This window comes from Polaribacter sp. Asnod1-A03 (assembly GCF_045063585.1).
In the GTDB taxonomy this organism is placed as follows: Bacteria; Bacteroidota; Bacteroidia; order Flavobacteriales; family Flavobacteriaceae; genus Polaribacter.
This window is the reverse complement of record NZ_JBEFOE010000009.1, coordinates 764,312-790,376: the sequence shown is the minus strand read 5'-3', so window position 1 is coordinate 790,376 and position 26,065 is coordinate 764,312. Positions and strand designations below refer to the sequence as shown.

23 protein-coding genes are annotated in these 26,065 nt (G+C 25.3%); 22 read left to right on the top strand and 1 reads right to left on the bottom strand.

Annotated elements, in window-relative coordinates:
* The first annotated feature begins 160 nt into the window (after positions 1-160).
* The 22 genes from ACJJVY_RS03975 to ACJJVY_RS03870 all read left to right on the top strand — a co-directional run bounded on the left by ACJJVY_RS03975 (position 161) and on the right by ACJJVY_RS03870 (position 24,902).
* Positions 161-1,033: an ABC transporter permease gene (locus tag ACJJVY_RS03975; RefSeq protein ID WP_405605402.1), complete on the top strand. Its 873-nt coding sequence runs from the start codon at positions 161-163 to the stop codon at positions 1,031-1,033.
* On the top strand, positions 1,033-2,322 hold the full coding sequence (locus ACJJVY_RS03970; RefSeq protein WP_405605400.1) for a polysaccharide ABC transporter ATP-binding protein: 1,290 nt from the start codon (positions 1,033-1,035) through the stop codon (positions 2,320-2,322). Before ACJJVY_RS03975 ends, ACJJVY_RS03970 begins: the two co-directional genes overlap by 1 nt.
* Before the next feature lie 19 nt (positions 2,323-2,341).
* Positions 2,342-4,510: a polysaccharide pyruvyl transferase family protein gene (locus tag ACJJVY_RS03965; RefSeq protein WP_405605398.1), complete on the top strand. Its 2,169-nt coding sequence runs from the start codon at positions 2,342-2,344 to the stop codon at positions 4,508-4,510.
* A 5-nt stretch (positions 4,511-4,515) separates the two neighbouring features.
* The gene (locus tag ACJJVY_RS03960) at positions 4,516-5,769 is read left to right on the top strand and encodes a glycosyltransferase (RefSeq protein ID WP_405605396.1); all 1,254 of its coding nucleotides are present in this window, start codon (positions 4,516-4,518) and stop codon (positions 5,767-5,769) included.
* 15 nt (positions 5,770-5,784) lie between these two features.
* Positions 5,785-6,576 carry a glycosyltransferase family 2 protein gene (locus ACJJVY_RS03955; RefSeq protein WP_405605394.1) on the top strand — a complete coding sequence of 264 codons (792 nt, stop codon included), beginning with the start codon at positions 5,785-5,787 and terminating at the stop codon, positions 6,574-6,576.
* Between the two features lie 5 nt (positions 6,577-6,581).
* Complete coding sequence (locus tag ACJJVY_RS03950; RefSeq protein ID WP_405605392.1) at positions 6,582-7,721, top strand: glycosyltransferase family 4 protein; 1,140 nt, start codon at positions 6,582-6,584, stop codon at positions 7,719-7,721.
* 20 nt (positions 7,722-7,741) lie between these two features.
* Positions 7,742-8,668 carry a glycosyltransferase family 2 protein gene (locus ACJJVY_RS03945; protein ID WP_405605390.1) on the top strand — a complete coding sequence of 309 codons (927 nt, stop codon included), beginning with the start codon at positions 7,742-7,744 and terminating at the stop codon, positions 8,666-8,668.
* Between the two features lie 9 nt (positions 8,669-8,677).
* Positions 8,678-9,700 carry a glycosyltransferase family 2 protein gene (locus ACJJVY_RS03940; RefSeq protein WP_405605388.1) on the top strand — a complete coding sequence of 341 codons (1,023 nt, stop codon included), beginning with the start codon at positions 8,678-8,680 and terminating at the stop codon, positions 9,698-9,700.
* Entirely contained in the window at positions 9,687-10,838 is a 1,152-nt protein-coding gene (locus tag ACJJVY_RS03935; RefSeq protein ID WP_405605386.1) for a glycosyltransferase family 4 protein, read from the top strand. The genes ACJJVY_RS03940 and ACJJVY_RS03935 overlap by 14 nt, the downstream gene beginning before the upstream one ends.
* 86 nt (positions 10,839-10,924) lie before the next feature.
* Complete coding sequence (neuB, locus tag ACJJVY_RS03930; RefSeq protein WP_405605384.1) at positions 10,925-11,965, top strand: N-acetylneuraminate synthase; 1,041 nt, start codon at positions 10,925-10,927, stop codon at positions 11,963-11,965.
* Between the two features lie 2 nt (positions 11,966-11,967).
* Positions 11,968-12,555 carry a hypothetical protein gene (locus ACJJVY_RS03925; RefSeq protein WP_405605382.1) on the top strand — a complete coding sequence of 196 codons (588 nt, stop codon included), beginning with the start codon at positions 11,968-11,970 and terminating at the stop codon, positions 12,553-12,555.
* A gap of 1 nt (position 12,556) precedes the next feature.
* Entirely contained in the window at positions 12,557-13,687 is a 1,131-nt protein-coding gene (neuC, locus tag ACJJVY_RS03920) for a UDP-N-acetylglucosamine 2-epimerase (protein ID WP_405605380.1), read from the top strand.
* Positions 13,688-14,344, top strand: a complete 657-nt coding sequence (locus ACJJVY_RS03915; protein ID WP_405605378.1) for a cytidylyltransferase domain-containing protein — start codon at positions 13,688-13,690, stop codon at positions 14,342-14,344.
* Between the two features lies 1 nt (position 14,345).
* Entirely contained in the window at positions 14,346-15,743 is a 1,398-nt protein-coding gene (locus tag ACJJVY_RS03910) for a hypothetical protein (protein ID WP_405605376.1), read from the top strand.
* Positions 15,736-16,887, top strand: coding sequence for a glycosyltransferase family 4 protein (locus tag ACJJVY_RS03905; protein WP_405605374.1), 1,152 nt, complete (start codon positions 15,736-15,738; stop codon positions 16,885-16,887). The genes ACJJVY_RS03910 and ACJJVY_RS03905 overlap by 8 nt, the downstream gene beginning before the upstream one ends.
* Positions 16,888-16,940: 53 nt before the next feature.
* A complete protein-coding gene (locus ACJJVY_RS03900) occupies positions 16,941-18,065 on the top strand; it encodes a glycosyltransferase (RefSeq protein ID WP_405605372.1) in 1,125 nt (374 codons plus the stop codon).
* Positions 18,058-19,134 carry a glycosyltransferase gene (locus tag ACJJVY_RS03895; protein WP_405605370.1) on the top strand — a complete coding sequence of 359 codons (1,077 nt, stop codon included), beginning with the start codon at positions 18,058-18,060 and terminating at the stop codon, positions 19,132-19,134. Before ACJJVY_RS03900 ends, ACJJVY_RS03895 begins: the two co-directional genes overlap by 8 nt.
* Positions 19,131-20,465, top strand: coding sequence for an O-antigen ligase family protein (locus ACJJVY_RS03890; protein WP_405605368.1), 1,335 nt, complete (start codon positions 19,131-19,133; stop codon positions 20,463-20,465). The genes ACJJVY_RS03895 and ACJJVY_RS03890 overlap by 4 nt, the downstream gene beginning before the upstream one ends.
* Positions 20,458-21,468, top strand: coding sequence for a glycosyltransferase family 4 protein (locus tag ACJJVY_RS03885; protein ID WP_405605366.1), 1,011 nt, complete (start codon positions 20,458-20,460; stop codon positions 21,466-21,468). Before ACJJVY_RS03890 ends, ACJJVY_RS03885 begins: the two co-directional genes overlap by 8 nt.
* Positions 21,465-22,790: a hypothetical protein gene (locus tag ACJJVY_RS03880; protein ID WP_405605364.1), complete on the top strand. Its 1,326-nt coding sequence runs from the start codon at positions 21,465-21,467 to the stop codon at positions 22,788-22,790. Before ACJJVY_RS03885 ends, ACJJVY_RS03880 begins: the two co-directional genes overlap by 4 nt.
* On the top strand, positions 22,783-23,526 hold the full coding sequence (locus tag ACJJVY_RS03875; protein ID WP_405605362.1) for a glycosyltransferase family 2 protein: 744 nt from the start codon (positions 22,783-22,785) through the stop codon (positions 23,524-23,526). The genes ACJJVY_RS03880 and ACJJVY_RS03875 overlap by 8 nt, the downstream gene beginning before the upstream one ends.
* Positions 23,523-24,902 (top strand): sugar transferase, encoded by a 1,380-nt coding sequence (locus tag ACJJVY_RS03870; protein WP_405605360.1) that lies wholly within the window; start codon positions 23,523-23,525, stop codon positions 24,900-24,902. The genes ACJJVY_RS03875 and ACJJVY_RS03870 overlap by 4 nt, the downstream gene beginning before the upstream one ends.
* On the opposite strand, the gene ACJJVY_RS03865 is transcribed toward ACJJVY_RS03870, so the two are convergent.
* Positions 24,882-26,063 (bottom strand): DUF4105 domain-containing protein, encoded by a 1,182-nt coding sequence (locus ACJJVY_RS03865; protein WP_405605358.1) that lies wholly within the window; start codon positions 26,061-26,063, stop codon positions 24,882-24,884. The genes ACJJVY_RS03870 and ACJJVY_RS03865 overlap by 21 nt on opposite strands.
* Between the last annotated feature and the right edge of the window lie 2 nt (positions 26,064-26,065).

The window sequence follows — 26,065 nt, the reverse complement described above, 5'->3', positions numbered from 1 at the left end:
AGTTGATATTATGTATTAAAATTAAGGTTTTTTAGTATATTTGCCCATAATATAACAATACTTCCCTCTTGTAATTTTAGTAAAGTCATTATTTTAAATATAATTTATGACTTCACTCATTAAATTTAATTATATTTATTTACAACTATAAATTTAATAGATGGAAAAAAAAGATTGGCTTTTTGAAATAACTCCCAAAAATAATTTATTAGACTTAAACTTAAAAGAAGTATGGAGATATAGAGATTTATTATTCCTTTTTGTAAAAAGAGATATAGTAACAGTATATAAACAAACTGTTTTAGGACCACTTTGGTATTTAATTCAACCGTTATTTACTTCAATAATTTTTACATTAGTTTTTAATAATATTGCAGGTATTTCAACAGGGAATATACCTCCTTTTTTATTCAATTTAGCTGGTATAACAATTTGGAACTATTTTAAAGAATGTCTCATTGCTACTTCAGATACGTTTAAGAAAAATGAAGCAATATTTGGTAAAGTCTATTTTCCTAGAGTAATAATGCCAATGTCTGTTGTGATTTCTAATTTATTAAAGTTTGGTATTCAGGTCTTTATATTTGTTTGCTTTTATATTTATTATTACTATAAAGGATCTAGTATATCTCCTAATAAATACATTTTATTTTTACCATTCTTGATTATAATAATGGGTATGATTGGTTTAGGATTAGGGATGATTATTTCATCTATGGTTACTAAATATCGAGATTTAACTTTTTTAGTATCTTTTGGAGTTCAATTATTAATGTATTTATCTGCGGTAATGTATCCTTTGGATTTAATGAGAGAGAAACTTATAAGCATTAAAGAAGGTACTGATTACTCTTGGATTGTAGACATAAATCCAATAGCACATTTAATTGAATTTGGTCGATTTATTCTTTTAGATAGTGGTACTTTTTCTTTTTTTGGAATTATTTACACAATAATATTTGCAATTATTATTTTTTTTTTAGGAATATTAATCTTTAATAAAACAGAAAAAACTTTTATAGATACGATTTAATGGATAAAAAAAATAATATAATATTAAAGGTTGAAAATTTATCTAAGCAATATCGTTTAGGAACTGTTGGAACAGGAACTATTAGTCATGATTTAAATCGTTTTTTTTCAAGAATAAGAGGTAAAGAAGATCCGTATTTAAAAATTGGAGAATCTAATAATAGAGGAACAAAAGGTAATTCTGAATATGTTTGGGCGTTAAAGGATATCAATTTTGAAATAAGAAGAGGAGAAGTTCTTGGTATTATAGGTAAAAATGGTGCAGGGAAGTCTACTCTTTTAAAAATACTTTCAAAAGTTACGGGACCAACAACAGGGTCTATTAAATCTAAAGGGCGTATTGCTTCTTTATTAGAAGTAGGGACAGGTTTTCATCCAGAAATGACAGGGAAAGAAAATGTGTTTTTAAATGGGGCTATTCTAGGAATGAATAAAAAAGAGATTCAATCTAAATTAGCTGAAATTGTTTCATTTTCTGGTTGTGAACGTTACATAGATACTCCTGTAAAACGTTACTCTAGTGGTATGAAAGTGCGTTTAGCTTTTGCCGTAGCAGCACATTTAGAACCAGATATTTTAATTGTAGATGAGGTTTTAGCTGTAGGTGACGCCGAATTTCAAAAGAAAGCTATAGGTAAAATGCAGAGTATCTCTAATTCAGAAGGTAGAACAGTATTGTTTGTAAGCCATAATATGGCAGCGGTTAAAAGCTTATGTAAGAGAGGAGTTGTTTTAGATAATGGAGAGTCTGTTTTTGAGGGGTCTACAAACGATGCTATTGAGTTTTATAAAAACAATAATGGACTTAATAGTATGGGGTCTCAAGGAGTATTTGATTTTTCAAATAATAATATAGGAGATGATGATGTAAAACTTATAGAAGTTTCTTGCTCGGATTCTAAAGGTAGAATTAGGTGTAATTATTTTCATGATGAAAGTTTAACAGTGAAGATTACTTTAAAAATTTTAAAAAAAATAGAAAACTCTAGATTTGCCCTTATAGTTAAAACATTATCAGATGATATTGTATTTGTAAGTAGTTCCTTTGGGGTTACTAACACTGGTATTGATGTCGGAATTAATATTCTTACTGTAAAGATACCTAGCTTTCTTTTAAATAATTCAAATTATATAATTGCTGTTAGTGGAGCAATACCAGGTAAGAAATACTTTTTCGAGACTACTAATTGTTTAAATATAAAAGTAGAAAGTATGGAAAATAAAGGTTTTGGATTTAATGAAAAATGGCCAGGTAGTGTTCACCCTGTTTTAAATTGGACTTTAAAATAATACTAAAGTAGCTTTTTAAATGAATATTAATAGTTTAAAAAAAATTTACAGTCAGCTTAAAGAATTAGTTAAGTTAAAAAGACAAGAAAAGTTTATTTTAAATATAGATAAGAAACCAAAAGTTTTAAATCTAAACATTATTGATAGCTGTAACTCTAAATGTACGATGTGTAATATTTGGAGAAGAGATGAAGAGTTAGAAATATCTCCAGATCAATTAGCGGTAATCTTATCAGACCCATTATATTCAGAGTTAACACATGTTGGGGTAACAGGGGGAGAACCTACTCTAAGAGAAGACCTTTTAGAGGTTTATGAAAAATTAATTAAAGTATTACCCAATTTAATAGGTCTTAGTATTATAACTAATGCAATTAAAGAAGAGGATGTAAAATCTACTGTTAAAAATATAAATAATTTATGTAAGGAAAATGGAATTCATTTTTCAGCAATGGTTTCTATAGATGGAGTTAATGAGGCACATGATAAAGTAAGAGGTGTAAAAGGAAATTTTGAATCTGCTATTAGAGTATTAAAATACTTTAAAAATGAACTAAAAATCCCTGTAGCTTTTGGAGCTACTATTTCTAAAATAAATGCTTGGGATGCAGATGATCTTTTATATTATGCAGAAAAGAATGGTATTTATGGTAGGTTTAGAATAGCAGAAACAATTAATCGCTTATATAATCAGAATAGAGGAAAGGTAATACGTAATTTTGATGAAGATGAAGCTTATAATCTAGTTATATTTTTTGAAAAAATTAAATTTAGATTTGAAAAGAATGCAGATTATAAAAGAACATATAGTAGTATACAAAACTTATTGTTAGGAGGTGATCGTTTAATTGGTTGTCCTTATCATAATAATGGTATTGTTTTAGGATCTAAAGGACAGATTAATTATTGTGCACCACAAGCAGCAGATATAGGTAATGGACTTGAAGATTCTTCATTAAAGGTTTACAAAGAAAATTTTTCAAAAAAAGAAAAAATTTTTGAAGATAAATGTAGTAAATGTATACATGATTATCATGCTCCGATTACTTATAAAGAAAAGTTAGAACAAATTAAAGATTACTATTACAAAAAGATATTAACAGTTTCTAAAGCAGATTTGGCAACAAACCTATCATTCTTTTTAAAAAAAATACCCAAAGTTAATTATAACTATAGAGTCTTTATATTTGGGTGGTATGGTACTGAAACTGTAGGAGATAAAGCTATTCTTGGAGGCATATTAAATTATTATCAAGAAAAATTTAATGGGCGAATAGAATTTATTATAGGTAGTTTATATCCTTTTATAACTCATAGAACTTGTAAAGAATTAAATATTGATGCGAAAGTAGTTTCAACAAGTAATTTAGATTTATTAAGGTATTCTGCAAGTTCAGATGAAGTCGTTATGGGAGGGGGACCATTAATGGATTTAAATGAATTATACGTTCCATATATAGGTTTTAAAGTAGCTAAAAAATTTGGAAAAAAAACAACAATTTTTGGTTGTGGTATTGGCCCTCTTAAGACTCATTTGTTTTCAGAAGCGGTTAAAGAAATTTGTCAATTATCTGATGATACAAAGTTAAGAGATAGAAAAAGTATTGAAATATTTGACAACTATAATTTTGATAAACAAGCAACTTTTTTTGGAGATCCAGCTAAAGGTTTTATAAAAAAAATAGGAGATAATTTTATAGAAGAAAAAGAAAATATATTAAGTTGTTATTTAAGGGATTGGACTTTTGAATATTTTTTAGGTGAAAGAAAAGATTTTGATGAAAAAAAGATGCTTTTTGAGTTATCTATTGCTAATTTAATTAAAAAAGAAGCAGATAAATTAAATGTAGATAGAATTGAATTTCATCATATGCATAATTTTGTTGTAGGTAGCGATGACCGAGATTTTTCAAGGTATTTTGTAGACAAATATTTTATTAGTGATAATAGAGTTTTTATAAATAAAAAACTTTCTACTGTAGATAGTATTGTACAGGTAATGAAAAAATCTAAGTTAAATATTTGTATGAGATTTCATTCTGTTTTATTTGCACATACTCTTAATACTAATTTTGTTGCTATAGATTACACATTAGGAGGTAAGATACATTTGTTTTTAGAAGAAATGAATATGTTAGAGAACAAAAAAACTTTAGAGGATTTAATCGAAAATTACAGTGAAATATAAATAATTTGAAGGTACTTATAGTAAATACATATGATAACGGAGGTGCTGCTAAAGCAAGCTTAAGGCTAGCAAATGGTTTAAGAGAAAGAGGTACTGATGTTAATTTTCTTTTAAAAAGAAAAAATGATTTAACTTTAGATACACATGTTTTAGAACCAAAAAAATATATAATTTTCAAAAAATACCTTTTTAAAATCATAAGAAAACTCAAGAAATATGATTTTTTTAAATCTGATTATGATAAATTTTTAAAAGAAAGATCAAAAAATTTAGAATTATTTAGTTTTCCAAACTCATCATTTGATATTACTTCATCTCCTTTATACAAAGAAGCTGATATTATTAACTTACATTGGGTTTCAGATTTTTTAGATTTTTCAACTTTCTTTGAAAAAAATTCAAAACCTGTTGTTTGGACTTTGCATGATATGAATCCTTTTTCTGGAGGAGAACATTATGAAGAAATATATTTAGATATTAATGAAAATGGATTTCCGAAAAAAAGAATAATATCATCTAAAGAAGTTTATGTTTTTAGAAAAATTAAAAAAATTAAAAAAGAAGCTTTATTAAATGTAAAAAATTTACACATAGTATCACCGTCTATATGGTTGGCAAATAAAGCAAAAGAAAGTGATCTTTTTAAAGATAGGCCAATACATTGTATTCCTAACAGTATAGATACAAGTATATATAAACCTAAAGATATAAGAGAAGCAAAAAAGCACTTTAAGATACCTCAAGATAAAAAAATGATACTTTTTGTGGCAGATTCTGTAACTGCTAATAGAAAAGGCTTTGTTTTTTTAGAAAAGGCTATTGAAAGTATAAATAATAAAGATGTTGTTTTATGTGTGATAGGTAAAAATAAATTAAAATCTAATTTTTCTAACATTATACAATTAGGTGTTTTAAAAGATGATAACTTAATGAGTTTGGCTTATTCTGCTGCAGATGTTTTTGTAATACCTTCTTTAATGGATAATCTACCAAATACAGTTTTAGAATCAATAATGTGTGGTACACCTGTAATAGGGTTTCCTGTAGGTGGAATCCCAGATATGATTACAAATGGATTTAATGGTTTGATAACTAATGAGATTAGTGTTGAGTCATTAGTAGAGAGTATTAATCAATTCTTAGAAGGTATAGATAAATATAAAAGAAAAGATATTTATAAAGAGGCTTTCAATAAATATAACTTAAGTGTACAAGCAAAAGCATACGAAGATTTATATAAGAGTATTTTATATAAATAATATAAACGTTAAATAATGAAAATTAGTGTTTTAACTCCAAATTTTAATTCAGGAAATTATATAGAGCGTAGTATTCAAAGTGTGTTATCCCAAACATATAAAAATTGGGAACACATAATTATTGATGGCGGTTCTACTGATGATACTGTAAAAGTTTTAAAAAAATATAATCATATAAAATGGGTTTCTGAACCAGATAAAGGGCAATCAGATGCAATGAATAAAGCTTTTAAAATGTGCACAGGGGATTTTATTGTTTATTTAAATTCGGATGATTATTTTTATCCTAAAGCTTTTTTTACTTTAATTAAGGCGTTTGAAGAAAATCCTAATACAGATATAGTTGTAGGAAATTTACATGTAGAAAAAAAAGGTATAAAAGAACCAAGAACAAATGTTACAATCTCTTGGAAAGATTTATCTATACTTAAAGGAAGGTTTCCTTTAAACCCTGTTAGTTATATGTACAAAAGAAAAGTACAAGAAAAAATAGGAAATTTCCCTGTAGATGAGCATTATACTATGGATTATTGGTTTCTGTTAAGAGCTTTTTATTTCTTTAAAACTATAAAAATAGAAGAGTTTTTAGGGTGTTTTGTTTTTGTAGAAAATAATAAATCAAGTATGATAGTTGGTGAGTATGATGTACAATCACCACATGCTTTAAAGTTTTGTTTAAGATATACACCACTAAGGTTTTTTTATGTTTATGCAAACCTTTTAATTCATTATAAAAACCCTAATCCAAGTAAAGTAGTATTATATTTAACAAAAGTATATGTTGGTTTAAAAAAAATAATAAAATAATAAAATTGAAAAAGATACTTTTTATTACTCATGAGTCAAGCCGAACAGGAGCTCCTTTAGTATTACTAAACTTTCTTAAATGGTTAAAATTATTTGAATCAGATATACAAATAGATTGTTTAAGTCTAGCATCTGGAGATTTAGATAACGAATTTAAAGAGGTTTCAGACAATTTCTATCTATTTAAGAAAAAAAAAGAATCAATTTTTAATAAAGTTTTCTATAAAATTAAAGGAACAACATCCAAAAAAGAAAGTAAAAAAGGTTTAATAAATGTTTTAAAAGCACAGGGTTATGATTTAATTTTTGCAAATTCTATTTTAAGTTTAGAGATTTCATCTCAATTAAAAAAAGAATTTACTAATGTTAAACTTATTTTGCATTTACATGAATTAAATGTAAGTATAAAGTTATATAGTCCAAGTTTTTTAAAAGATAATAAATCAGTAGATTTATTTATTTGTGTTTCTTCTATTGTCCAAAAAAATATTATTAATAATTATAATGTTTCAATTGATAAGACAAGAATTATTCATCCTTTTTCAAAATTAAGAAGAATTGATTCTTTAGAAATACAAAAGAAAAATAACAAAGAAAAGTTTATTGTAGGAGCTTCTGGTAATATGAATCATAGAAAAGGGTATGATTTATTTGTTTCTGTAGCGAAAGAAGTGATGACAAGATTACCAAATTCTGATATTGAATTTCATTGGATAGGAAAAAAAGCGAATAAAAATTTACTTTTAGAATTAGAGGCTGATATTATTAAAGCAGATTTAGAAAAAGTAGTATTTTTTAAAGGTGAATTTAAAAAACCAGAAGAAGAGTTTACTCTGTTTGATATATTTTTAATGACATCAAGAGAAGATCCTTTTCCATTAGTGTGTATAGAAGTTGGTAATTTAGGAAAGCCAATAATATGTTTTAAAGGAGCTACTGGGACAGAAGAAGTATTATTAGAAAAGGGAGGAGGAAAAATTGTACCTTATATAAGTGTTACTAGTATGGCAGAAGAAGTTATTAATTATTTTAATGATCGCCAAAAAATAATAGAAGACGGTTTAATTGCTCATAAAAGTTTTAAAAATTTTACGGTAGAAGAACAATCACCTAAAATTTATAATGTTATAAAAGAATTAGTTTAAAATTAATACTCAATTTAGGTTTGAAAGAAGTTTATATTATTATTGTTACCTATAATGCAATGACTTGGTTAAAAGATTGCTTAGATAGTTGTATTAATTATAAGGTTATTGTAGTAGATAATAATTCTTCAGATGAAACGGTTAGTTATATTTTTACAAATTATCCAGAAGTAATTCTTTTGCCTCAACAAGATAATTTAGGGTTTGGTAAGGGAAATAATATAGGAATATCTTATGCAATAAAAGCAGGCTGTGATTATGTTTTTTTATTAAATCAAGATGCGTATATTGTAAACAATGCTTTAGAAAGACTTTTAGAAATACATTCTAAGAATCCAAATTATGGGGTTCTAAGTCCAATACATACTAATAAAAATGGAAATTTATTAGATAAGAAATTTTCATACTATTTACATAGTTCAAGTAATAATTCCTTTTTTTCAGATTATGTTCTGAATAATAAATTACAAGAAATTTATGATGTTCCTTTTGTAAATGCAGCAGCTTGGTTAGTTTCTAAAAAAAGCTTGTTAGAAGTAGGTGGATTTGACCCTATGTTTTTTTTATATGGAGAGGATGACAATTTATGTCAAAGAATGTTATTTCATAATTATAAGATAGGAGTGGTTTCTAAAACAGAGGTAATTCATGATAGGGAGTTTAGAAAAAAAACTTATTTAAAAGAATATTCAGAAGTATATTACAAGCAATTAGTAAATAGTTTTAAAATAAATTTTGGAGATGTTAATAAAAAAAACATAGATTTTAAAATAAGAAATAAAAAGTTATTTATTTGTAAACAAATACTTAAAAATATTTTTACTATTAGATTTAGCTCAGCCTTTGGTGAGTTAGAAAAATTTAAAATATTAAAATCATCAGAGAAAAAAATCATAAAAAGTTATAATACAAATAAGTCTAAGGGATCTCACTATTTAAAAGTATAATAGTTTATTATGAAAAATCATGACTCATTAATTTCTATAATTATACCTGTTTATAACAGAGCTAATATAATTCATGAAACTTTAGATAGTATTAAAAAACAAACATATTCTTATTGGGAATGTATTATTGTTGATGATGGTAGTACTGATAATTTAAATGAAATAATTGATAATTATATAAAAAGTGATTTTAGGTTTAAATTTGATAAAAGACCTAAAGAAAGATTAAAAGGAGGTAATGCATCTAGAAATTACGGATTTGAAATTAGTAAAGGGGAGTTTATTAATTGGTTTGATAGTGATGACATAATGCTTCCTGATTTTTTAGAAAATAAAATATCAGTTTTAAATAATAATAAAGAATTAGATTTTTGTGCTTGTTATAGTAAACTTTTTTCAGGCTCTGTGGATAATATAAAAAAAACAGAAAAACCTTTTGTTTTAAACTCTAACAATTATTTAGAAGATTATCTACTTAATGGGCTATATTTTGATACAGCATCACCACTTTGGAGACGTAGTTTTTTAAATGAAAATAATTTATTATTTGATGAATCTTTATTAAGATCTCAAGAAAGAGATTTTCATCTTCGAGTTTTATCAAAAAAACCTAAATATAACTACTTAGATGAAGCATTGTTTTTAAGTAGAGAAGGAGTTGGAAATAGTATTACAAAAAACTTTACAAAAAATTTTAAGCTTCAATTATCGAATTTTAAATTTTATGATAAAGCTTTTAGTGTAGTAAAAAAAAGAGGTATTAATACAAAAAAAATACTTTCTTATATTTTTTATAGACAGTCTGTAAATTATTATTCTTTATTTCAAGTTAATAAAGAAAATACTTTAAAGAAAGTAGTTTTTGCAATTAAATATTTTAAATACTTAATTAAATATTGTTTTTATAGTAACTTAAATATCATGTATTTTTTTAAATTATTTTTAGGGTTTTTTAGCCTTCTTTTTTTTAAAAGAGGATATAAGTATTTTTATTTTCCAGAATTTAATTTTAGAAGTTATGATGAACAATAAAGTTGAAACAATTTTAATAAGCCCAATTCCATTACCTTATGATAAAATAGGTAGTTGGACGGTTATGTATTCGAGTTATTTAAAAAACAATAATTCGTTCAATTATATTATTTGTCCAGCACCAAATGGAAAATTTAAAGTAGAGTATAGTTTTTTAAAAACTCAATCAACTTTAAATAAAATAAAAAATAAATTATTTGGACTAGATAGGTTTTCAAATTATTTTGATGCTCTAGAAAATATTATTGATAATTCTGATAAAAAATATTTGATTCATATTGTAGATAATTCGGGTCTTATAATTCCTTTAAATAATTATTTAGAAAATAATTATCATAGAAAAAATTTTTATATTCAATATGCTTACCATGGCTATGATATTATTTATGGAAAATCTAAAGGAGAAGAATTTTTTAGTTGTATAGAAGAAATGTTTTTTTTAACAAACTCGTCTTATAATGCTTTTTTAAATTATTATAATGTATTTACACCTAAAGTTAGAGTTTTACATAATGGGATAGATAGTAATAAATTTAAACTTTTAGAAAATAATAATGAAAATAATGTTAAGAAGCAGTTAAATATAGAAAATAAAACTATTTTTATATGGTGTTCACAAGATAGACCAAAGAAAGGACTTGATTTTATTTTAGAGATTTGGATAGATATTTATAATAAATACAATAACAATATTGTTCTGTTAATTATCGGAACTAAGCGTACAATAAATATACCAGGGGTAATAAACTTAGGAAGTGTTGCTAATGACTTATTACCTAAATATTATCAAATATCAGACATTTATTTATTTCCTGCTTTATGGAAAGAAGGTTTTGGGTTAGTGTTAGCAGAAGCATTAAAATGTGGTTGCTATTGTATTGCTTCTAATCAAGGAGGAATACCAGAAGTTTTACAATACGGTAGATTAGGTAGACTAATAGATGGACCAAATAAAAAAGATAATTGGATATTTGCAATTGAAGAAACAATAGAGAATTTATCGTCTTTAGGGAAAAAAAAATCTGATGAAAATATAGATTTAAACAGTCTTTATAATCTTGATGATTGGTGTAAAAATATTACTTTATATATAGAAGAAGCAAAAGAAAGTTTAAGTAATAGGTATTTATTGAGTTAAATTATAATAGAAAAAGTAAACTTTTAATCGTATTAAGTTTTTTATTTAATAAGGTTCATAAACATTTTTTAAAAAAAATATATATTTTGAAAAACACTATTGAAATTCAAGGAAGAAAAATTGGAAATGAATATCCTCCATTTGTTATAGCAGAAATAGGTATCAATCATGAAGGTTCTTTAAAAGTCGCTAAAGAAATGGTAGATGCTGCATTTAAAGCAGGTGCAGAATGTGTAAAACATCAAACTCATATTGTAGAAGATGAAATGAGTGGAGCAGCAAAAAAAGTAATTCCAGGTAATGCAAACGTTTCTATTTATGAAATAATGAAGCGTTGTGCTTTAAATGAAAAAGATGAACTTGAATTAAAAGAATATGTAGAAAGTAAAGGGATGATTTTTATTTCAACACCTTTTTCTAGAGCAGCTTCCGAAAGGTTAGAAAGAATGGGAGTTTCTGCATATAAAATAGGATCTGGAGAATGTAATAATTATCCATTATTAGAACATATAGCCTCTTTTGGTAAGCCAGTAATATTAAGTACAGGTATGAATACAATAGAAAGTGTTTCTATAGCTGTAGAAATTTTTGAAAAAGCAAAGGTTCCTTTAGCATTGTTACATACAACTAATTTATACCCAACACCAGTACATTTAGTAAGATATGGTGCTATGCAAGAATTAGCAAAAGCATTTCCTAAAAATGTTTTTGGTTTATCAGATCATACATTAACAAATCATGCTTGTTTGGGTGCTGTTGCATTAGGAGCATCAATTTTAGAACGTCATTTTACAGATCATAAACAAAGAACAGGACCTGATATTGTTTGCTCTATGGATGAAAAAGATTGTAAAGAGCTAATAAACGGAAGTAATTTAATTTGGCAAATGCGTGGAGGAACAAAAGAGCCAGCTAAAGAAGAACAAGTTACCATAGATTTTGCATTTGCTACTGTTGTAACAATAAAACCTATAAGAAAAGGAGAAATTTTTACAAAAGAAAATATTTGGGTAAAAAGACCAGGTACAGGAGAGATTTTAGCAAATAAGTTTAATGAAATTTTGGGAAAAAAAGCGAATAAAGATATTGAATCTGATACTCATTTAAATTGGAATAATATTAATTAAATATGATAGATTTTGTTGAATTTTTATTAAAAAAAGTATATAATAGCAAAAATATACCTGTAGAAATTATTAAATCAGCATTTAATAATACAGTTAAAGATATTCAATATCATTTTCCAGAATTAACGAATATAAATGTTAAAGAAAGAATACAAAATAATAGTAATGAATTAGCTGTTTTTCTATTTCGTCTAGGAAATGAAATACATTCGAATAAATTAGAAATTTTAAAACCGCAAATTCATTGGTTATTAAAAGAGTTATGTTCTTGTGAGATTTATTTTAATAATAATATTGATGTAGGCTTTTATATTGTTCATGGATCGGGAATTGTAATTGGTAGTAGAAATAAAATCGGAAAAGGATTTATAATTCATCAAGGTTGTACTATTGGACATAAAAAAAATGGTGAAGGCAATGGAAATAAAATACATAATAATGTTAAAATGTACTGTAATTCTTCAATCATAGGAGGTCTAAAGATAGAGGATAATGTAATTATTGGAGCTCACTGTTTAATAACTTCTGATATAGTATCAAATACAATAATTACAAATAAAAGGGATTTAATATCAAATAAAATTAAGTAATTTGTCATTTAAAAAAATAGTATTTCTAACAGGAACTCGTGCAGATTTTGGTAAATTAAAGTCCTTAATAAAAATTACACAAGAGAATTCAAATTTTGACGTTCAAATATTTGCAACTGGAATGCATTTGGATGAGAAATATGGTTCAACTGTAAATGAAATTTATAAAAGTGGATTCAAAAATATTCATACTTTTCAAAACCATGTTGGCGCTGAGTTTATGGATCGAACCTTAGCCAAAACTGTAACTGGATTTTCAGAATATATCGCAAATCAAAAACCAGATTTAATTGTTATTCATGGTGATCGAGTAGAAGCTTTGGCAGGAGCAATAGTGGGGAGTTTGAACAATATTTTAGTATCACATATTGAGGGAGGTGAAATTTCTGGTACCATAGACGAACTTATTCGTCATTCTGTAAGTAAATTATCTCACTTACATTTAGTTTCCAATGAAGAAGCCAAAAAGAGATTAATACAAATGGGAGAATTAGAAAGTTCTATTTATGTGATTGGTTCACCTGATTTAGATTTAATGAATCCTTCTAATTTACCAAATCTAGAAAAGGTAAAAGAATATTACGAAATTCCTTTTGATGCGTATGCTATTGTAATGTTTCATCCTGTTACTACAGATCATAAAAATATAAAAGATAGCGTTAAGGCTTTAGTAGATGCTTTATTAAAATCTGATGAGAATTATGTTGTCATCTATCCTAATAACGATTTAGGAACAGGTGAGATTTTAGAAGAATATAAACGTTTAGAAAATAATATTAGATTTAAAATTTATCCTTCTTTACGCTTTGAGTATTTTTTAAGATTATTAAAAGAAACTAAATTTATCATTGGTAATTCTAGTGCAGGTATTCGGGAAGCACCTTATTATAAAGTACCTTCAATAGATATAGGAACGAGGCAGCATAACAGAGGACAAGCAAATTCTATTATAAATGTGGCTTATAATTCTAATAAAATTTTATCAGTAATAAATAATATTCAATCTAAAAAGCAGGAAATTATTGATGTAACTGAATTTGGAGAAGGGAATAGTAATGAGCTTTTCTTACATTTGTTAATGTCAGATGTAATTTGGCAAGTAAACTGTCAAAAACAATTTCAAGATTTATAAATGAAAGTTATTGCAATTATACCAGCAAGAGGAGGTTCTAAAGGAATTCCTAGAAAAAATTTAGTTAATTATTCTGGAAAACCTTTAATGCAATGGACTATTGAAGCAGCTTTAGAATCAAAATATATTACAGATATTATTGTTTCTTCAGATGATGATGAAATTTTAAATGAAGCTCAAAAAAATAAAAACGTTTTAGCTCTAAAAAGACCTCTAGAATTAGCGCAAGATACCTCTAAAACAGAACCTGTTTTAACACATGTTTTAGAAAGTTTAAATGGAGTAAAGTATGATTATTTAATTCTTTTGCAACCAACCTCACCTTTAAGAACCTTTAAAGATATTGATACAGCTTTAAAAAAAATTTCAAATACGGAAGCTACTTCATTAATCAGTGTTTGTAAATTAGAACATCATCCTTATAAAAGTTTTAAGATAAATGAAAAAGGTTTTTTAGAAGGGATAATTAATAATAGTTTTCCTTTTTTTCCGAGACAAGAATTACCAGAAACGTATAGAGCAAATGGAGCTATATATATTGTAAAGGTAAGTGAGTTTTTAAAAGAAGGTAGGTTGTTAACTCAAAAGACAATACATTTTGAAATGTCTAAAAAACATAGTCTGGATATAGATTCAAAAAAAGATTTAAAATGTTAGTATGAGAATTATTATATTAGTTCCTGATGGTGTTGGTGTTCGTAATTATTTGTTTTCAAGTTTTACAAGTAATTTAATAAAAGAGAACAATGAAGTTTTAATTTATCATAAATTATCAGAATCGGCTATAAATGAGGTTAAAATTCATAAACCAGAAATTCATAATTTTAAAGAAATTCCAAATTTTATTGAAAATATAAAAGCTAGACTTTTAAGAGAAAGTTTAGCATATGCTAGACTTTTAAGAAATAAAAAAACTCTTAATAATAAAACAATATTAGATTTTTGGTCGCCTAATAAAAAAGGTGTAAAAAAGAAATTTTTATATATTTTAGCAGAGATATTAGGTTGTTTTTTATCTAAATCTTATAGGTTAATTAGAAAATATGATGGTTTATATGAAAAAGAAATTTTAAAGAATAAAAATAATCTATTTATAGAAGAAACTTTACTTAGTTTTAACCCTGATTTAGTTTTAAACCTTCATCAAAGATCACCTTTAACATCTCCTGTTATAGAAATTAGTAAAAAATTAAATATTAAGACATCAACAGTTATTTATTCTTGGGATAATGTTCCTAAAGCAAGACTTATTTCTAGATATAATTATTATTTTGTGTGGTCTAATTTAATGAAAAAAGAACTTAATCTACTATATCCAGAAATAAAAGAAGAGCAAGTTAAAGTAATAGGAACTCCTCAATTTGAATTCTATTCTAATGAAAATTTAATTGTAAATAAAGAAGATTTTTTTAAAAGATATAATTTAGATATTTTAAAAAAAACAATATGTTTTTCTGGAGACGATGTTTTAACATCTCCTAATGACCCTATTTACTTAGAAAATATAGCAGATGCTATAGCTACTATGCCAAAAGAAAGTCAATATCAAATTTTATTTAGACGTTGTCCTGTTGATTTATCTGGCAGATATGACAGTATAATTGATAAATATTCAAATATAATAAAGACTGCTCCACCAATATGGAGTTTTGATAAGTCTAAAGAAAACAATTTTACACTTATTTATCCCAAATTTAATGATATTAAGTTATTAGTTAATACTGTTAAATATTGTGATGTAGTTATAAATTTAGGCTCTACAATGGCACATGACTTTTCTGTTTTTGGCAAGCCAGCCATATATATAAATTATGATATACCTTCAAATAAAAGTTGGTCTGTAAAAAAAATATATAAATATCAGCATTTCAGGAGTATGAATGGGTTAAAAGCAGTTTTTTGGTTAAATAATAAAAAAGATATTTTAGATTGTATTTCAGAAAGCTTAAATAACTCATCAGAAATAATAATAGACTCTAAAAAGTGGTTAAATATTATAGCAAACCAAGATCAAATAAAAATTAATAATGTTTTAAAAGAATTGTTGAATGGATAAAAAACTTCATATTGTATTTTTAACAAATGAATATCCTAAAAAAGGATTAAATGGTGGTGGAATAGGTTCTTTCGTTCAGTTTTTAGGACATGGTTTAATTTCTAAAAACGTAAAAGTATCTGTGATAGGAATTAATAATACATATAAATATGAATATGAAAAAGATAAAGATATTGAAATATATAGATTAGCTAAATCTAAATGGAAATTCGGTAAGTTTCATCAAAATACAAAACGTATTTTATCAAAAATAAAAGAGATAGATAAATTACTTAAAGTTGATGTTGTAGAAGGTAGTGAGCTAAATTTTGCTTTTTTTCCTAAAGTTACGACTTACAAAAAAATGATTCGTTTACATGGAGGACATCATTTTTTTGCTATAGAATTAGGTAAAAAACCTGCATTATGGAGAGGTTTTCAAGAAAAGAGGTCTTTTAAAAAATCGGATTTTTTTGTGTCAGTAAGTAATTATGTTGGTAATCAAACACAAAAACATTTAAAAATAGATTTTCCATTTAGGACTATTTATAATACAGTTAATACTCAGGAGTTCAAACCGAATCCATTAGCATTAATAAAAAAAAATCAATTACTATTTGTAGGTACAATTTGTGAAAAAAAAGGTATAAAACAATTGGTTGAATCATTAACAATTATTAAAAAAGAATTTAATGATGTTCATTTAAAAATAGTTGGTAGAGATTGGATTTCTAGAAAAGGCTTATCTTATGTTTCTTATTTAAAAACAATTATTCCAGAAGATTTAAATGTTAATGTAGAGTTTGTAGGTGCTGTACCTCATAAAACTGTTGCAAATTATATTGATGAAGCACATTTATGTGTTTTTCCATCTCATATGGAAGCTATGCCAATAGCATGGTTAGAAGGATTAGCTAAAGGCAAAACTGTTGTAGCTAGTAATATTGGTCCAGGTAGAGAGTTAATTTTAGATAATGTAACAGGCGTTTTAGTAGATCCATATTCTTCTAAAGATATTGCAAGAAAAATCATTTCACTACTAAAAAATAATGATAAAGCAAAATCTATATCAATTGAAGCTAGAAAAGATATTTTAAATAGATTTTCTCCTGAAGAAATTTTAACTAAAAATATAACTTTTTATAAATCTATTATAGCTAGGTAATTTTAACTTTTTGTAAAATAATTATTATTGTCTTTATAAACCTAAAAAAAGAAATGAAATTTTGTATTATAACCCATGCAATTCATAAACAAAGTAAACAGAAAATTTTTGCTTATGAACCTTATGTTAGAGAAATGAACTTGTGGGGGAAATATATCGACGAAATCATTATTTTAGCACCTGTTTCTAAAGATAAAGTTGAAAATATAGAATCATCCTATAGTCATTCAAATATAAAAGTAGTAGAAATTCCTAACTTTAATATTACTTCAATTAAAAATTTATTAAATTCCCTTTTAGTAATTCCTAAAATATGTATGTCAATTTATAAGGTAATGAAAGAAGTAGATCATATCCATCTTCGTTGTCCTGGTAATGTTGGTTTGTTAGGGTGTTTAGTCCAGATATTATTTCCTTCTAAAAATAAAACGGCAAAATATGCAGGTAATTGGGACCCTAAAAGTATTCAGCCTGCTACCTATAGATTTCAAAAATGGTTATTAGGGAATACTTTTCTAACAAAAAAAATGAAGGTTTTGGTGTATGGAGATTGGCCTAATCAAACTAAAAACATTCTTCCTTTTTTTACTGCAAGTTACTATAAAAAAGAAATTGAAGAAATTGCTATAAAAGATTTATTAAAACAAGTTAAGTTAATTTATGTTGGAGGTTTAACTGTTAGTAAACAACCTTTGTTAAGTGTAAAAACTGCATATGAATTGATTAAAAAAGGATATAATGTTTCTTTAAATATGTATGGTGATGGAGTAATGAGAGATGATATAGAAGATTATATAAAATTACATGAATTAGAAAATAATATTTATTTGCATGGAAATGTAAATAAAGAAGGAGTAAAAAAAGCATATAAAGATTCTCATTTTCTTGTATTTGTTTCTAAATCAGAAGGTTGGCCAAAAGTAGTTGCAGAAGCAATGTTTTGGAAATGTTTACCAATTTCTTCAAATGTTTCTTGTGTTAATTATATGTTAGGTAATAATACTCGTGGTAGCGTATTAAAAGCTAATACAAAAATAGAAGAAGTTGTTAAAGAAATAGAAATTTATTTAAATGATAATAGTATGTATCAAAAAAAGGTTTTAAATGCTCAAAATTGGTCTCAGAATTATACTTTAGATAAATTTGAAATAGAAATTAAAAGTTTGATAAATGAGTAAGATCAAAGGAGTTATTCAAGTTATAGATTCTTTAAATGCAGGAGGTGCAGAAGTGTTGGCTGTAAATATTGCTAATGGATTATCAAAGGCTGGGGAGAACTCTCATATTTGTGTAACAAGAGAAGAAGGGGAGTTGAAAAATAATATAAGTAAAAAGAATAATTATTTATTTTTGAAAAAAAAAAGGACTATAGATTTTTTTGCAATTTATAGGTTTATTGTATATATAAATAAAAATAGTATAAATATAATTCATGCACATGCATCTTCTTATTTTTTTGCTTTTTGTATTAAATTATTTTATCCTAAAGTTTCTATAGTTTGGCATGATCATTATGGAAAAAGTCAAGATTTAGATTCTAGAGAATTATTTCCTTTAAATATTTGTTCCTATTTTTTTCATTCTATTGTTTCTGTAAATTCAGATTTAAAAAAATGGGCAGAAAAAAGTTTAAATTGTAAAAGGGTGGATTTTTTAAATAATTTTGCTGTATTTACTAACACAGAAAGCATTACAAATTTAAAAGGAATTTATGGTAAGAGAATAGTGCATTTAGCTGCTTTTAGAGAACAAAAAGATCATTTAAATTTATTAGAAGCTTTTAAAATTATTAATAAAAAATATCCAGAATATACATTACATTTAATTGGTAAAATTCATGAAAATAAATATTCAAAAAAAATTAGAACTTTTGTGAAAAAAGGAAACCTGACGGGAAGTGTTTTTTTTTATGATGTTTGTTTAGATATAAAAAATATTCTTAATCAATCTAATATAGGTGTGTTGTCATCTAAATCAGAGGGTTTGCCAGTATCGCTGTTGGAGTATGGTTTGGCTAATTTACCAGTATTGGTTACAGATGTTGGAGAATGTAAAAAAGTAATTAATCATAACAAGGCAATTGTTGTTGCTGAGAATAGTGATTTTTTTGCAACTCATATGATTGAATTAATTGAAAACTTAGAATTAAGAAATGAAATATCTACAATTTTAAATAAAAACATAAATGATTTTTTTTCCGAAAAAAAATTTATTAATAAAATTAAAAAGGTCTACTTAAACGAATGATAAGTACAGTTTTTAAAAATAAATTTTTATTTATTTGTATTCATATACTTTTAGGAGTTTTGGTAATTTATATACCTATTTCTAAACTTTATACCCTTATAACGATAATAGGAGGAATATTTTTAATATATAGAAATAAAAATAAAAACGAAGAAGCGTTATATTTTGCTGGATATATAGTAGGAACAGAAGTTTTTATAAGAATGTCAGGTGGACTTTTAGTCTATGAAACAGGTAAATATGGCCTGATTATTTTTACTTTATTAGGTCTTATTATGGGGCCTATAAAACATAAGTCTTCTGTTTCTATATTATTTTATGTTTTTTTATTACTACTAGGAATTATATTTACAGAAGTACCACCTGGAGAGTCAATAAGAAATGCTGTAGCTTTTAATTTGAGCGGACCAATAGCTTTAGGAGTTTTTGCTTTATACTGTTATAAAAGAACAATTAAAGTAAGTCAATTAAAAGAACTACTCTTTATAAGTTTATTACCAATTTTTTCAATTATAAGTTATCTTTATTTTAGAACACCAAATTTAGAAGAAATGGTTTTTGGAACTGCTTCTAACTTTAAAACATCAGGAGGTTTTGGCCCCAACCAAGTAGCTACTATTCTTGGCTTTGGAGCCTTTATTTTAGCTGTTTTTTTTCTTATTAAAGTGAAATTAGCCAGATTTATTATAATAGATGCTTTTTTCTTAATTTATTTTACTTATAGATGTCTACTAACTTTTTCAAGAGGAGGTTTATTTACAGCAGCAATTGCATTTATTTTATTTGCATTTTATATGTTTTTATATAAAAAAATAACCTTAGCGAAGATTACTAAATATATTTTTGTTACTTTTTTATTGTTTTTAGGAATTTGGTTATACACTTCAAATATAACTGGAGGAATGATAGCAAACAGATATGCTAATAAAAATGCTGCAGGAGTTGAAAAAGATGATATATCCGCAGGAAGGGGTGATATTATTAATACTCAATTAGAAAGTTTTTTGGAGTCACCATTTTTTGGTATTGGTGTGGGAAATGGGAGGTTTAAGAGGATGGAAAGTAATCAAAAAATTACAGCTGCATCTCATAATGAACTTGGTAGATTAATTGAAGAACATGGCTTGATGGGAATTATAGCCTTAATTATATTATTAATACTGTCTTTAGAGAATATATATATTAGTAATAATTATCAAAGAGCATTTTTAACTGCTTTTTTTATATTTTGGTTTTTAACAATTAATCATACTGCAATGAGAATCGCCTTTCCTGCATTTGCTTATAGTTTAAGCTTAATTAGAATAACAGAAAATGATAAATATGAATAGAAGAATTTTATATATTGGAAATAATTTAACAAAAAAAACAAAATACAATTCAACTATTATAGTACTATCAAATCTGTTAAAAGGTGAAGGTTATTCTGTAATTGTTTCATCAGATAAAACAAATAAGTTATTAAGGTTAATTGCAATGTGTTTTTCTTTGTTGAAAAATAGGAACAAAATAGATTATGTTTTAATAGATACTTTTAGTACAATAAATTTTTATTACGCACTTATTATTTCACAATTATCAAGAATTTTTAAGTTAAAATATATTTCCATTTTACATGGAGGTAATTTGCCGAAAAGATTATCTAAGAATAAGTTTTTTAGTGATTTAATTTTTAATAATTCTTATAAAAATATAGCACCTTCTAATTACTTGAAATCATCTTTTGAAGATAAAGGTTACAAAACAATATTTATTCCAAACGTAGTCGAAATAGAAGACTATAAGTTTAAGTTAAGAAAATCTATAGGACCTAAGCTTTTTTGGGTAAGAGCTTTCAAAGAAATATATAACCCTACGTTAGCTATAAAAGTTTTAGATATACTAAAAAAAGAATATCCAGAAGCTAAGCTATGTATGGTAGGTCCTTTTGTAGATGATAGTTATCAAAATTGTTTACAATTAGTATCTAAGTTAAAATTAGAAGATTCTGTAGAGTTTACAAATGTTCTTTTAAAAGAGGATTGGCATAAAAAATCTGAAAATTTTGATATTTTTATAAACACAACAAATTTTGACAATACACCAGTAAGTGTTATGGAGGCAATGGCCTTAGGTTTACCTTTGGTAAGTACCAATGTAGGAGGGATGCCATATTTAATAGACAATGAGATTGATGGTTTATTAGTAGAGAAAGATGATGCTTTAAAAATGACTAGTAAAATTTTAGATGTTTTAAAAGGGGATTATCCTAAAATGTCAGAAAAAGCAAGAGAAAAAGTAGAAACTTTTGCATGGGAGTTTGTGAAAAATAAATGGTTTAAAATATTAAAATGATTTATAATAAAATTTTAGAAAAAATAATCCTTCCATTAGGAGATGTAATCTTAAATACTAGTTATATAAAACGTCTTAAATATTGGAGGAGTATTGATGAATTATCTTTTAAAGAAATTAAAAAAGTACAGGAAAGCAGCCTAAAAAGAGTATTAAAATTAGCTAGTGAAAAATCATCATTTTATGAGAATGTTAAATTAGAAGGATCTAACCCTTATTTATGGTTAGAGAATTTTCCTATTCTTACAAAAGAAATATTAAATGAGAATATTGATAACCTTTTAACAGAAAAAAAAAATAATCTTATTAAATTTTCAACAAGTGGATCTTCAGGTTATAGGACAGATATTTATATGAATAAAGAAGACTTGTCTTCTTTTAGAGCTGGTAATACTAGATGGTGGGAATGGTGTGGATATAAAATAGGTTCAAATTTATTACAAACAGGAATGACACTAAATAGAAAGGTTATAAAAGGTGTTAAAGATATCTTGTTTAATACAGTATATATAAATGCTTTTTCATTATCGGAAAACGAAATGCGAAAAGCTTTAAATAAAGTTAAGAATAAAAAATTTTACTTATTAGGTTATGCTTCGTCATTAAATGTTCTTGCAGAGTTTACTTTAAAAGAAAATATTAAAGTTGAATTTAAAGGGGTTATAAGTTTAGGAGATAAATTATTTGATCATTACAAAAAAAATATAAAGAAAGCTTTTAACGCAAAAATAATTGAAACATATGGAACTTCAGAAGGATTACTTATAGCATGCCAGTATGACTTAGAATATTTATATATTAATTCAGCACAAGTATATTTAGAAATATTAGACGAAAATAATCGTCCAGTTTTAGATGGAGAAATTGGATACGTTGTGATTACAAGATTAGATAATTCTGGTATGCCTTTAATTAGATATAAAATAGGTGATTTAGCAATTAAACTACCCAAAGAAGAATACCCAACAGATAGAAAATTAAATTATCCTCTATTAAAAAAAGTAATAGGAAGAGATACTGATGTTGTAGTTTTACCAGATAACAGAAAATTAATAGTCCATTCATTTACAGGTATTTTTGAATATTTTGAAGAAATTAAACAATTTAAAGTTATACAGTATAATAACTTAGGCATTATTATTGAATATATTAAAGGTGATAATTTTCAGGTAGAAGTTCTTAATAGAATATTAAAAAAACTTCAAAATATAATAATTGACCTTAACTTCAAAATTGAATTTAAAGAAGTTTTTGAGATAAAGGCAACTAAATCTGGTAAGCCACAAATTATAGAATCTCATATAAAAAATACTGATGAATAAACTAGTATCAATTATTACGCCTAACTACAATTCAGAAAAATTTATTTCACAGACTATTAATAGTGTTTTAAATCAGACTTATAAAAATTGGGAAATGATTATTGTGGATGATGTCTCTAATGATGATAGTGTCGAGATTATTGAGTCCTATATTTTAAAAAATAATAGAATTAAACTTTTTAAATTATCAAAAAACTCAGGAGCAGCAATAGCAAGAAACAAAGCAATTTCTTTAGCTAAAGGAAATTTTATTGCCTTTTTAGATAGTGATGATTTATGGTTACCTAAAAAATTAGAGCAACAATTAAAATTTATGATTTCTAATAATTATAACATTAGTTATACTTCTTATGAAATTATAAATGAAAATGGAATTTCAAAAAATAAAATAATACATTGTAAAGAAAAGTTAGATTATAAAAGGATGTTATATTCTAACGAAATAGGTTGTTTAACAGCGATGTATAATTCTGATGTTTTAGGAAAGGTTTTTATGCCAGAAATTAGAAAAAGACAAGATTATGGTTTGTGGTTAAAACTTCTGAAAACCGAAAGTTATGCATTTGGTTTACCAAAAGTCTTAGCTAAATATAGAGATCAAAGTCAATCTATGTCTAATAATAAAGTAGAAATGCTTAAATGGAATTGGAATTTATATAAGAATGTTGAAAAAAAATCTTACTTTCGATCTTTTTATTACACATTGTTCAATGTTATTAATAAATTACTGAAATGAATTCAAAATCACATTATGATATATCAGAAAGGAGAATATTATTAAGGGTTTTTGATATCCTATTTATAATTTTCTCTTTAGTTTTTGCTTCTAAGTTTTTAAGTTTTACATATATTAATTTCTTAGACTTTCGTATTTTTAAATGGCTATTTTTATTAGCTTGTTACTATTTGTTATTTGGAGAAATTTTTCAATTATATGATTTAAATGTATCTAATAATAGATACAAAGTATTAAGAAGTTTAAGCTTAACAGCTGTTATTACTACTATTTTTTACATTTTTACACCTTTTATAGCACCTTCTTTACCAGAGAATAGGTTGCAAATAGTCTATTTTTTGTTAATTCTTTTTTTACCTGTTTTTATATGGAGATTAATGTACATGTCGTTATTGTATTCTCCTAAATTTTTTAAAAGTGTTGTGTTTATAGGGCAATCAGATTTTATAGCAAGTCTAATAAAAGAAGTTAAGAAAGATAATATTCATAATTTAAGAGGTTATATCACTGATAAAAAAATAGAAAAAATTGATGGATTTCATGACATTTCTAAGGAAAAACTAAATTCTATAATTTCTAAACAGCATATAACAGAAGTAGTGGTTTCTTTAAAAGGTTTGTCACCAGAAATTATCTCAAAAATAAATAATGAATTAATTCAATTATTTGAAAAAGGAATAAATATTGTTAGTTATGAGACTTTTTATGAAAATTTAATAGAAAGAATTCCACCTGGTTATTTAAGTAGCAGTTTTTATAAATATATTAATTTTAATAAAAATAATAGTAATCGATTTTATCTTTTAGGTTTAAGAATAGCTGATATTTTGTTAGGTGTAATAGGTCTTATTGTTTTTACAAGTTTTATTCCTTTTTTGTTAATTGGTAATTTTTTGGGTAATAGAGGTAAGCTGTTTTATACCCAAAAAAGAGTTGGACAATATGGTGAAGTTTTTAAGATTTATAAGTTAAGATCTATGGTTACCGATGCTGAATCTAATGGAGCTGTTTGGGCAAAAAAGAATGATAGTAGAATTACTACTTTTGGTAAATTTTTAAGAAAAACAAGGTTAGATGAACTTCCTCAGTTTTATAATATTTTAAAAGGAGATATGAGTATTATTGGACCAAGACCAGAAAGACCAGAATTTGTAAAAGATTTAACTGAAAAAATTCCTTTTTATTCCATTAGAAATGTAGTTAGGCCAGGATTAACGGGATGGGCACAAGTTAATTACCCTTATGCCAATACAATTGAGGAGCAAGAGATTAAATTACGTTACGATTTATATTATATTAAGGAAAGAAGTACTTTTTTAGATTTTCAAATTTTAATAAAAACAATTACTACTGTTTTATTTTTTAAAGGTCAATAATTTTCTAGATAGATAAAAATACCTTATTAATAAAAGTATTAAAATTGGTATTATAACTAATGGAAATTGCTGAATCTTAAAAATCCATAAGAAAGGAATTGCAACAATAAGTATCGATAAAGACAATAAATATTTTTGTAACCATATTGATTGTTTTGTTTTTAGTAATACAAAAGAAGCTATTAAATTAGGTGCAAATGCCCATAAGATATTAAAGTTATTAGGCGCAGTAGAATGACTTGAAAATATCCAAAGGAAAAGTAAAATTACACCAATAATACCTGTTGTAAAAAATATAATAAAATCTAAAGATTTAGTTCTTTTATTTTTTTTGATATCTCTAAAAGTAATAAGAAAGACTAGAAGTGCGAAAAAAGTGAATACTAATAAAGGATTTAAAATTGAGATTTCGAGATTTTTTTCTTCAAATTTTAAAAGATTTTTTTCTTGCTTTATTAATTTATTTGGTTGATTTTTTATAAATAAGTCAGCATTTTTAAAAGAAGAATATACGTAGTCTGGTAAGAACATATATTGTTCATAAGTAGCAGATTTGTCTAAAATCGTTCCTGCTATTAGGTTTAAGCCAAAACTCCCCCAAGTATTCCAATGAATCTCTTTGTTAGTTAATTGTCTTAGGGTTTGATTTTCAACTGAATTATCATAATTAAAAGAAACTTTATTACCCAAAATCAATTCCGTAATATCTCTTAATTTGGTGGCACAATTATCAAAATAAGGATCGTATCTATATTCACTATTTTGAGGTAATGCATTGTTTTCTAAAAATTTGAAAAAATTTTGTTTTTCTTGTTTGTTTAAATTTAAAACTTGTTCTTTTAACCAACGTTTATCTCTTCTATAGCTTGTAATAAAATATTTAAAATCATAACGAGCTAAACTATAAACCATGTTTCCTTTTGCAAAATTGGTGTAAAAATTAGGTTGATTAAAATCGAACATACCATAGTTGTAAATTAAATCAAAATTTAAAACAGGATCTTTAATTCTTATTGCAGAATGACCAAAAGCTTCATATAATTCTTCTCCAGGTCCTGCAGTAATAATACTCACTTCTGCATATTTAGAGAGTTGTAATTGTGCTTTTAGTGGAAAATAAATAGAAATAATAAAAAATAATAAGAAGATTTTTTTTTTCATAA